This is a genomic window from Microbacterium sp. (genome assembly GCF_047606685.1).
Classification (GTDB): Bacteria; Actinomycetota; Actinomycetes; order Actinomycetales; family Microbacteriaceae; genus Microbacterium.
On the sequence record NZ_JASGEC010000090.1, the window covers coordinates 1 to 9930 of the forward strand.

General features: G+C 71.7%; 8 protein-coding genes and 1 pseudogene. 5 read left to right on the forward strand and 4 right to left on the reverse strand.

Features of this window, described 5'->3' with window-relative positions:
* Positions 1–79: 79 nt before the first annotated feature.
* A pseudogene (locus tag QM611_RS10875) lies at positions 80–208 on the reverse strand (ATPase); the annotation flags it as partial.
* On the opposite strand from QM611_RS10875, the gene QM611_RS10880 reads away from it, so the two are divergent.
* A complete protein-coding gene (locus tag QM611_RS10880) occupies positions 186–566 on the forward strand; it encodes a type II toxin-antitoxin system VapC family toxin (protein WP_415079945.1) in 381 nt (126 codons plus the stop codon). The pseudogene QM611_RS10875 and the gene QM611_RS10880 sit on opposite strands and share 23 nt — an antisense overlap.
* A gap of 251 nt (positions 567–817) precedes the next feature.
* Here the strand turns inward: QM611_RS10880 and QM611_RS10885 are convergent, their stop codons facing one another.
* On the reverse strand, positions 818–1018 hold the full coding sequence (locus QM611_RS10885; protein WP_415079938.1) for a helix-turn-helix transcriptional regulator: 201 nt from the start codon (positions 1016–1018) through the stop codon (positions 818–820).
* Positions 1018–1491 carry a hypothetical protein gene (locus QM611_RS10890; protein ID WP_415079939.1) on the reverse strand — a complete coding sequence of 158 codons (474 nt, stop codon included), beginning with the start codon at positions 1489–1491 and terminating at the stop codon, positions 1018–1020. Before QM611_RS10890 ends, QM611_RS10885 begins: the two co-directional genes overlap by 1 nt.
* Before the next feature lie 141 nt (positions 1492–1632).
* Between QM611_RS10890 and purL the strand changes: the two genes are divergently transcribed.
* The 3 genes from purL (at position 1633) to QM611_RS10905 (ending at position 5185) form a co-directional block, all read left to right on the forward strand.
* Positions 1633–3978 (forward strand): phosphoribosylformylglycinamidine synthase subunit PurL, encoded by a 2346-nt coding sequence (purL, locus tag QM611_RS10895; protein ID WP_415079940.1) that lies wholly within the window; start codon positions 1633–1635, stop codon positions 3976–3978.
* 138 nt (positions 3979–4116) lie between these two features.
* Positions 4117–4251, forward strand: coding sequence for a hypothetical protein (locus tag QM611_RS10900; protein WP_415079941.1), 135 nt, complete (start codon positions 4117–4119; stop codon positions 4249–4251).
* Between the two features lie 34 nt (positions 4252–4285).
* The gene (locus tag QM611_RS10905; RefSeq protein ID WP_415079942.1) at positions 4286–5185 is read left to right on the forward strand and encodes a hypothetical protein; all 900 of its coding nucleotides are present in this window, start codon (positions 4286–4288) and stop codon (positions 5183–5185) included.
* A 160-nt stretch (positions 5186–5345) separates the two neighbouring features.
* Here the strand turns inward: QM611_RS10905 and QM611_RS10910 are convergent, their stop codons facing one another.
* A complete protein-coding gene (locus QM611_RS10910) occupies positions 5346–7265 on the reverse strand; it encodes a S16 family serine protease (RefSeq protein ID WP_415079943.1) in 1920 nt (639 codons plus the stop codon).
* A gap of 126 nt (positions 7266–7391) precedes the next feature.
* On the opposite strand from QM611_RS10910, the gene QM611_RS10915 reads away from it, so the two are divergent.
* The gene (locus QM611_RS10915; RefSeq protein ID WP_415079944.1) at positions 7392–9917 is read left to right on the forward strand and encodes a tetratricopeptide repeat protein; all 2526 of its coding nucleotides are present in this window, start codon (positions 7392–7394) and stop codon (positions 9915–9917) included.
* The last annotated feature ends 13 nt before the right edge of the window (positions 9918–9930 follow it).

Genomic DNA, 9930 nt, shown 5'->3' on the forward strand with positions numbered 1-9930 from the left:
CGCGCGCGCGATTCGCGCGCGCGACTGCGGGTCTCTGTAGCTCGAAGCCTCCAGCCAGCCCGTGGGCGAGCGACTCGCCTCAGGCCGCCGCGAGCACGCCCGAGAGCCGGGCGTACGAGGCTTCCATGCCGTCGGCCATGCCGGTGGCGAGGATCATGTCGCGCGTCTCGAGGTCGGGGTACTCGATGAGCAGCGTGATCAGCCTCGCGCTGTGGGCAGCCTACAAACCGCGGCGCCTTGCCGCGACGGCGCTCGAGCTCATCGAGGACGAGCGCCACGAGCTCGTGTTCAGCGCGGCCTCGATCTGGGAGGTGACGATCAAAGCCTCCCTCGGCCGCGACGACTTCGACGTCGACCCGCGCGTGTTCCGTCGCGGCCTGGTCGAGAGCGGCTACGCCGAGCTTCCGATCACGTCGGCGCACGCCGCAGCGGTCGCCGATCTGCCGGCGCTTCATCGAGACCCGTTCGACCGGATGCTGGTCGCCCAGGCGCGTGTGGAAGGACTCACCCTGCTGACCAACGACGAGCTCGTCGCCGCCTACGGACAGCCTGCGCGGCTCGCCTGACCGCCCACCGAAGAGGCGGCGCTTCGGGCGCGCGTGCCGCGGCGGCTGGGGTTCAGCGGATGACCGCGGAGCTAGGGACCGCCGAGCCGAGCACTTCGTGGGAACCCGCGGCGCTACAGATACCCGCAGTCGCGCCTGCGAATCGCGCGCGCGACTGCGGGTTCCTGTAGCGCCAGCCGGGGCCGGCCTCAGGGAAATGGCGCGGATGCAGGTTTCTGTAGCGCGAGACCCGTGCGCCACGGTGCACGCCATTACTCGCCGCCCTCCGGAAAGAACAGGTCCTCGATGCGGCACGCGAAGATCGCGGCGAGGCGGAACGCGAGCGGCAGCGACGGGTCGAAGTGCCCCTTCTCGATCGAGATGACCGTCTGACGCGAGACTCCGAGCTCGTCGGCGAGACGCTGTTGGGACCAGCCGGCGTCGGCGCGGCGGTCGGGAATCACGTTGCGCATCAGCGGGCCGCCCGCGCGATCACCCAGTAGCGCAGCCCGAAGTCGGCCATCGCCAGGCCGCCGAGCACGACGAACAGCATGCCGGTGTCGATGCTGAGCCGGGTGATGCTGAACGCCGCGGCGCCGAGGCCGAGGATCGTGAGGATGTCGTGGAACGTGCCGGTCGCGGCACGCCCGTACCAGACGCTCTCGATCGACTCCTGCGGCCGCTCCACGCCGCCCGCGATCGTCGACCAGTCGACGAGCAGCGCCCAGCAGAGCGCAGCGGCGGCGGGGAGGGTGATGACGGCGCCGACGACGAAGCCCAGCCACGAGCTGCCGTGCTCGCCGAAGAGCGCGAGCAGCGCTCCGAGGCCGCTCGCGACGATGAGGCCTCCCGCGAGCGAGAGCGCGAGCAAGAGCGCGCTCCCGCCGCCGAGGCGGCTGCGACCCCAGCGCGAAGTGGCGCGGGGAGAGACAGGGGTGGTTTCCATGTGTTCCTCCTTCAACATGCCCTCGCTTCCGAGGGAGTAAAGGAGACTTTACAGTCAAGGATGCTTTACGTCAAGTGCACTTGACACGCTGCCGCCCTCGTAGACTGGTACCGCCTCGACATCCACTCCTCAGGAGCCCGCGTGACCAACCCCCGCACCGCGACAGCGGCATCCGTCCGTCCTGTCGCCGACACCGTCGAGAACGCGATCGCGACGCCCGACCGCGACCAGCCGTACGCCGCGCTCGGCCTGAAGGACGACGAGTACGCACGCATCAAGGAGATCCTCGGACGCCGGCCCACCGGCGGCGAGCTGGCGATGTACTCGGTGATGTGGAGCGAGCACTGCTCGTACAAGTCGAGCAAGGTGTACTTGCGCCAATTCGGCGAGAAGACCAACGACGCCATGACGCAGCGGCTCATGGTCGGCATGGGCCAGAACGCCGGCGTCGTCGACATCGGCGAGGGCTGGGCGGTCACGTTCAAGGTCGAGTCGCACAACCACCCCAGCTACGTCGAGCCGTTCCAAGGCGCGGCCACCGGAGTCGGCGGCATCGTGCGCGACATCATCTCGATGGGCGCGCGCCCGGTCGCGGTCATGGACCAGCTGCGCTTCGGCGCCATCGACCACCCCGACACGGCCCGCGTCGTGCACGGCGTGGTCAGCGGCATCTCGTTCTACGGCAACTGCCTCGGCCTGCCCAACATCGGCGGCGAGACCGTGTTCGACCCGGTGTACCAGGGCAACCCGCTCGTCAACGCGCTCGCGGTCGGCGTGCTGCGCCACGAGGACCTCAAGCTCGCCAACGCATCGGGCGCCGGCAACAAGGTCGTGCTGTTCGGCGCGCGCACGGGCGGCGACGGCATCGGCGGCGCCAGCATCCTCGCCTCCGACACGTTCGCCGACGGCGGCGGCGGCAAGAAACGGCCCGCCGTGCAGGTTGGCGACCCGTTCGCCGAGAAGGTGCTCATCGAGTGCTGCCTCGAGCTGTACCGCGGCGACCTCGTCGAGGCCATCCAAGACCTCGGGGCCGCGGGCATCTCGTGCGCGACCAGCGAGCTCGCCGCCAACGGCAACAGCGGCATGCGCGTCGACCTCGACGGCGTGCTGCTGCGCGACCCGACGCTCACGCCGGAAGAGATCCTCATGAGCGAGAGCCAGGAGCGCATGATGGCGATCGTCGAGCCGGGCAAGCTCGACGACTTCCTCGCGGTGACGCGGAAGTGGGATGTCGAGACGAGCGTGCTCGGCGAGGTCACCGGCGGCGGGCGCCTGGAGATCTTCTGGCACGGCGAGCAGATCGTCGACGTCGACCCGTCCACGGTCGCCGTCGACGGGCCCGTGTACGAGCGGCCGGTCGCCTACCCGTCGTGGATCGACGCGCTGCAAGACGACTCGGCGCGCGCCCTGGCCCGCACCGACGACGCCGCGACGCTGCGCGACCAGTTCACGCGCCTCGTGTCGAGCCCCAACCTGGCCGACACGTCGTGGGTGACCAACCAGTACGACTACTACGTGATGGGCAACACCGCGCTGGCCTTCCCCGACGACGCCGGCATGGTCCGCGTCGACGAGGAGACCGGCCTCGGCTTCGCGATCGCCACCGACTGCAACGGCCGGTTCTGCCAGCTCGACCCGTACGCCGGGGCGCAGCTCGCGCTCGCCGAGGCGTACCGCAACGTCGCCGCGACCGGCGCCGAGCCGACCGCCGTCACCGACTGCCTCAATTTCGGCAGCCCCGAGAACCCCGAGGTCATGTGGCAGTTCTCGCGCGCAGTGGAGGGGCTGGCCGACGCGTGCGTCGAGCTCGGCATCCCGGTCACCGGCGGCAACGTGTCGTTCTACAACCAGACCGGCGACGCGCCGATCTTCCCGACCCCCGTGGTCGGGGTGCTCGGCATCATCGACGACGTGGCCCGGCGCGTGCCCAGCGGGTGGCAGGACGCGGGCGACAACATCTACCTCCTCGGCGTCACGTCCACCGAGCTGAGCGGCTCGGCGTGGGCGAGCACGATCCACGGCCACCTCGGCGGCCGGCCGCCGCGCGTCGACCTCGCGCAGGAGAAGCACCTCGCGCAGCTGCTGCACGCGGCATCCCAGCAGTCCCTGCTCGCCAGCGCGCACGACCTCTCCGACGGCGGGCTCGCGCAGGCGCTGGCCGACTGCGTGCTGCGCTTCGGCGTCGGCGCGCGTGTGTGGCTGAACGAGATCATGGAGCGCGACGGAGTGGATGCGGCATCCGCCCTCTTCTCGGAGTCCACCGGACGCGTGCTCGTCTCGGTGCCGCGCGAGGACGACGTGCGCTTCCGCGGCCTGTGCGACGGGCGCGGCTACCCCGTGCTGCGCATCGGCGTGACCGACGCCTCGCCCGCCGGCGAGAACGAGCTCGAGGTGCAGGGCGTGTTCCGCATCGGGCTCGACGAGCTGCGAAGCCTGTCGACCGGCACGCTGCCGGCGGCCTTCGGCCCGACGGTCGTCGAGGGCTGACGCGCGGCTGCTTCTTGCTCCGAAATCCCCTGATCTCGTGCAATCAGGGCGATCCGGCGGCAAAACGGCCTGCGCACGCGAAATCCCCTGATCTGGCGAAACCAAGATCGGACCGGTGGCCGCGCCTAGACTCGTGGCATGACGAGTGACGACGAGTACGACACCTACGACGAAACGCGGCAGCGGCGCGTCAAGGTCGTCGCGTGGGTCACGATCGTCGCGCTCATCCTCACCGGCGGCGGGTTCACGGTCTTCGCGCTGCTGTTCGGCTAACCCCCGCGCGCAGCCGCGCGGTTAGCATGAGACGGTGGAGCCATTCTTCCAATGGCTGGGCGACTTCTGGTGGCTCGTCTTCCCGCTCATGGGCGTCATGGGCGGAATCGGCAGCGCGTGGGAGCGAGCGGCGAGGCGCCGCCACCAGCGGCGGCTGGAGATCCTCCACGCCAAGGCGGAGATCAAGGCGGCGCAAGCCGCCGCGCGCGGCAAGCCGCTGCCGGCATCCCTCTCCCGCCCCGCGCAGTCGGCGCGCCCCGAGTCCCTCGCGACCCAGCTCGAGCGCCTGTTCGCCGCGCACGACGAGGTCACGCGGCGCTGGCTCGAGTACGAGCTGGATGTCGCGAAGCTCATCGCGTACCCGGCCATGAGCGACGGGCGGCAGCCCCTGACGGCGGCGTTCCTGCGCGCGAAGAAGGCGGCCGACAACGTGCGCCCCGAGTCCGCGGCGGCGAAGGTCACGGCCGACCAGCTCGCCGAGTACCGCAGCGCGGTGACCGACTTCGAGGTCGCCTTCGACGTGGCCGAGCGCGACGCGCGCCGGATCAAGGATTCGTCGTTCACGGTCGCTGAGCGCAAACGGCTCGACGTGGCAAAGCAGCTGCTGACGGTGGCGATCGACCAGGCGGCGACCCCGGCGGAGCGGCAGGTCGCCTATCGCCGCGTGCGCGAAGAGCTCGACGGGCTGATCTCGCTGTCGGACGACGCGATCGAAGTGCTCGAGCAGAAGGTCGCGCTCGAGTTGACGACGGGCGCGAGCCCCGTGGTGGATGCCGCGGGCGCACCGCCACAGCCGCGGCTGGCGCCGCCGCGGCCTCCGGCTGCGCCTGCCGAACCCCCCGCGCCGCAGCCGAAGTCGGGGCCGTGGCCGGTGCCGGCCCGCACAACGAACACGGCCCCGGGCCGGGTCGTGCGGCCCAAGCCGCATCCCTGACCCTCGCTCAACGACCAGAACCGGATCTCCTGATTTCGCACAGTCAGGGCGATCCGGCGCACAACGTCCTGACCACGCCAAATCGCCTGATCTGGCGAAACGCGGAGGGGCCGGAGGAGGGCGCGGGCGGCGCCGCCGCGGCCGCCGCCCGCGCCCCGTCTCATCCGGCCCCCTGCTCCGGACGCTTGAGGCCAGCCAGGTACGCCATCATGCGCGCCGTGAGGAACCCTCCGTTGTACTGGCCGATGGCGGCGAACTGGTCGGCAACGGTTCCGGCCCGCAGCAGTCCCGCGACCTCGTAGCCCGCGACGCTCAGCACAGGCTCGGTGCCGTTGGCGCGCAGCAGCTCCACCTCGCTGGCGAGTTGCTGTCGGCCCAGGTCGAGGGCCCGGCCGAGCACCGCGTCGTAGGTCACGTCGACGACCGCCAGGTTGTCGTCGAGCACCGCGTTGTTGTAGTACTTGTCGATGAGCGCCTGGTTGCGGGCGAAGTTGTTCAACCCGTAGCCGAGCGTCGCGTACTTCGCGTTTGGCTTGTCCTCGCCGATGTAGTCCTCGATCACGGGCTGCACTTGCGCCTGCGACACCGCGGCCGCCACACTCAGATCGACATTGGCGAGCCGGTTCATCATGATGTCGTCCGAGATGCCGTTGCTCTCGGCGAGCGGGGCGATCACGTCCTCTTTGAAGGCGGCGAAGTTCGCGTCCGCACCGCGGCGGAAGAAGTCGCCGACCTGCTCGAGGTCCACATCCTCCGCGATCGGAGCGCCCGGGTTGTCGCGGCCGACCTCGAACGCCGCCGACGCGTTGGTGATCTGCGAGCGCGCGAGCTGCGCCCACAGCACGGGGAGGGTGAGCTGCGTGAACATCTCGTCGAGGCTGGTGAACTCGTCGTTCTTGAACTTGTCCTCGATGTCGGCGACCTGCTGCTCGGCGAACAGCAGCAGGGAGTAGGCGTCGAACGCGCCCGCGTAGCCGCCTACGAGCCCCTCGACGTCGGCGACATTCTTCGGCTCGTAGGCAGACAGCCGGTCGAGGAAGGCCATGAACTCGCGGTTCGCGGTCGATGTGTCGAGTGCCTCCTCGAACAGGGTGCCGATTCCGGCCACTCCCTGCGTCACGAGCGGCTGCACCAGCTCGCCGACGGCGGTGAGCGCCTCGTACGCGGCGGCCGCCTGCGCGGCCAGGTTGTAGGCGCCCGCCTGCAGCCCCTGCCGGGACAGGTCTTCGGACTGCGCCGCGTAGGAGTCGGCGAGTGCGACCAGCCCGCTGTCGGCGAACACCTTGCGGATGACCTTGGGCAGCCGCTTGAAGTCGGTGCGAGCGGAGGAGTAGCGCGCGAGCGCGGCATCCGTCTGCGGCTTCACCTTGTCGTACGACGTGTTGTCCAGCCGCGGGTCGCGCGCGACACCCGGCAGGTCGATGTCCTTGCCGGTGAGCTCGTGATAGGCCTCGTAGATGTCGCCAACTTCGACGACCGTCACGCCCTGGCGCTCGCCCATGCGCACGACGTCGACGAGCTCGCCTTTCGCGTCGGGAGTGTTGCGCAACCCCATCGGGATCAGCACCGTGGTGAAACCGGCCTCGGCGGCGGCGGAGACCTTCTCGGGGATGCCGCCCACCGGCCCGATCGTGCCGGTCGCGTTGATCGTGCCGGTCATGGTCGTCTTCTTCTTGAACGTGTCGCCGCGGGAGACGGCGATGAGCCCCGCGGTGGTGAGGGCGCCGGCGCTCGGGCCGTCGACCTCGCCGTCGGTCTCGAACCGGAACTCGCCCTCCAGCGGCTGGCCGAGCAGCAGCGTCGAGGCGATCGCGGCGTTCCAGGCGCCGGCCTGCGACTGGGCGCCGATGCCTCCCACCTCGTCGGCGGAGAACTCGACGCGGAAGTCGCCCTTCTCCTTCGGCTCGGAACGGCTGATGATGGTCGTGCCCGTGGCGCCTTCTTCGCCGGCCACGGCCAGCCAGGTCACGGTGATGCTCGAACTCGTCTTCTCCAGTGGCACCGCCAGGCATCCCGACGCGACAAGCGCGACGGAAGCGGCGAGGGCCACCGGGACGAGAGTGCGGCGGATGTGGAACATCGTCTCCTCCTTGGGTCCGCCTTCATCCTCAACCGCGAGCGCGGCGGCGACGGTGCTCTCCGGGCAATCCCGAACGATCCCGAACGGACCGATAGAATCGCCAGACGCGGGCGGCGGAGGTGACGGATGGATGCGACGACCCGCCGCGCACGCGCAGACCCCGCGCCGGCCACGCTCGACGAGCTGGCCACGCGCCTCGTCGAGTTCCGCGCCCGCGCCGGATCCCCGTCGTTCAGCGAGATCGCCCGACGCGTGACGGCGCTGCGCACGGCGCGCGGGGTGCGCGCGAGCGAGCGATCGCCGGGCCGCATCACGGTGTACGACTGCTTCCGCGCCGGCAGGCGCCGAGTCGATGCCGCGCTCTTGCTCGACATCGTGCGGGCCCTCGGCGCCGACGCCGCCGAGACGGCCAGGTGGCGGGAGTGGTGCGTCGCGCTGCAGCGACCCGAGGCGGGGGATGCCGTGGTGCCCACGCATCGCGACGCGCCCGCGCTGGCACACCCGTTCGTGGGCCGCGCGGTCGAGGCCGACGCGGTGATGAGCGCCACCGGCCCCGTGCTCGTCACGGGGCCGCCCGGCGCGGGCAAGACGCAGGTGGCCGCCCGCGCGCTGCGCGCGCTGCGCTCGGTGGGGCGGATCGACGGGATCGTCACAGTCGACCTGCGCGCCAGCAACATGTCCACCGCCGGCGTCGGGGCAGCGACGCTCCTGGAGTCGGTGGCCCGGACGCTGGGCATCGAGCGGGCGATCGACGCCATCGGACCCGCCGCGCTCGGCGAGCGGGCGCAGTGCGTCGCGGACGCGCTCGAGCGTGCCGGCGTCGCCCTGCTCGTGGACGACGCCGGCGCGCTCGGGGCCGTGCTGCCTCTCCTCGAGCACGTCACGTCCACGCCGCTCGTGGTGATCAGCCGCACGCTGCTGCCCGTGCCGCCCTCGGTGCGGGTGGTCGAGGTGACCACGTGGACGGGCGACGACGGCATGGCGCTGCTGACCGACGCCGCCGGGGCGGAGCGGGTCGCCGCCGAGCCGGGCGCCGCCGCCGACATCGTCGCGCTGTCGGGCGGGCTGCCGCTGGCGATGGCGCTGGCCGCCGCGCGCGTGGGCGGCAAGCCCGACTGGACTCTCGCCGAGCATCGCGACGCGCTGCGGGCGAGGCTTGACGCTGGCCGCCTCGACGACCCGGTGAGCGACTCGATCGCGCTGTCGCTGCGCCTGCTCGCCGATGAGGAGCGGCGCGCGCTGCGCCTGTTCGCCACGCTGCCGTGCGAAGACCTGCCGGCCGATCTGGTGGCGATCGCCGTCGGCCCCGCCGGCGCGGAACGCCTGCAGGCATCCCTTCTCTCCAGCCACTGTGTCGAGGAACGGATGTCGGGCCGGCTGGGCATGCACGCGCTCATCCGCGCGTACGCCGCGGCGCTGTCGTGGGACGACGACCCGCAGAGCGCCCGCGACCAGGCTCTGGACCGCCTGGCCGACGCGTGCGTGGACCGCGCGTGGTCGGCAGCCACCGCGCTGCGCCCCGGCCACCCCGTGAACTTCCCGAACGCGCCGCAGTCGCCGGCGCCGATGGCCCTCGAAGCCGCCGAGGCGTGGCTGGCCGCCGAGACCAACAACCTCGTGCTCATCGCCGAGGCACTCGCCGAGCGGCGGCCCGAGGTGCTCGTCGGCATCGCGCAGGCGCTCGGCTGGTACCTCGACCGGCAGGGGCTGCAGCCGCTCGCCCTGCGCCTGCACGCCCGAGCGAGCGCTCTCGGCCAGCGGATCGGCGACACCACGGCGGTCGCGATCGCCGAGAACGCGATCGGGCAGGCCAAGCTGCGGCTCGGGCACGACGACGCGGTCGCGCAACTCGAGCGCGCCGCGGCGCTCGCCGAAACGACCGGCCTGCCGCGCCTGCGGATCACCGTCATGAACGCGCTCGCCATCGCCGCCGCCCAGTCCGGCGACATCGCGACCGCGCTGACGCGCTTCGAGCAGACGCTGGCGCTGTCGCGCGAGCACGGTTTCGACGAGTTCGTGGGGCTGACCATCGACAACATCGCCGTCTCGCTGCGCCGCCTCGGCGATATCCAGGGCGCCCTGGAGCGCCACCGCGAGGCGTACGAGCTCGCGTGCGCGCACGGCGACATGCTGCGCGCGGCGACGGCGATCAGCAATCTCAGCGACGACCAGCTCGCCGTCGGCGACGTGGAGGGGGCGCTCGCGTCGGCGACGAGAGCCGTGGAGCTCACGGCGTCAGGCGGCGGCGAGACCCACGCGTACGCGGTGACGAACCTGGGTCTGGCCCGCGCCGCGCGCGGCGATGTCGACGAGGCGATCGCGTGCCACGAGCAGGCGTTGAGCATGGCTCGCGCCATGTCGGATCCGGTGCTCGAGGCCGCCGTGCTCTCGAATCTCGGTGTGGCGCTGCGCGCGAGCGGTCGCGCCGCCGAGGCGGTCGCCGCGCTAGAGCTCGCGCTCGAGGTCGCCACCGCCCATGACATTGCCTACGAGCGTGGCCGGGCCGTGCTCGAGCTCGCGGAGACCGTGCACGGATGCGGCGATGCCGCCCGGGCGCGGGCGCTCGCTGTCGAGGCGGTCGCCGCGTTCCCCGACGAGCGCTCGCCCGAGCGCTCGAGGGCGCTCGGGCTGCTCGAGCGCACGGCCGCGTAGCCCGCCCCGCGCC

Excerpts from the sequence above, each read along its gene's own strand:
- QM611_RS10880 (WP_415079945.1), top strand. The coding sequence starts at position 186 with ATGAGCAGCGTGATCAGCCTCGCGCTGTGGGCAGCCTACAAACCGCGG.
- QM611_RS10915 (WP_415079944.1), top strand. The coding sequence starts at position 7,392 with ATGGATGCGACGACCCGCCGCGCACGCGCAGACCCCGCGCCGGCCACG.
- QM611_RS10890 (WP_415079939.1), bottom strand. The coding sequence starts at position 1,491 with ATGGAAACCACCCCTGTCTCTCCCCGCGCCACTTCGCGCTGGGGTCGC.
- QM611_RS10900 (WP_415079941.1), top strand. The coding sequence starts at position 4,117 with ATGACGAGTGACGACGAGTACGACACCTACGACGAAACGCGGCAGCGG.
- QM611_RS10885 (WP_415079938.1), bottom strand. The coding sequence starts at position 1,018 with ATGCGCAACGTGATTCCCGACCGCCGCGCCGACGCCGGCTGGTCCCAA.
- QM611_RS10910 (WP_415079943.1), bottom strand. The coding sequence starts at position 7,265 with ATGTTCCACATCCGCCGCACTCTCGTCCCGGTGGCCCTCGCCGCTTCC.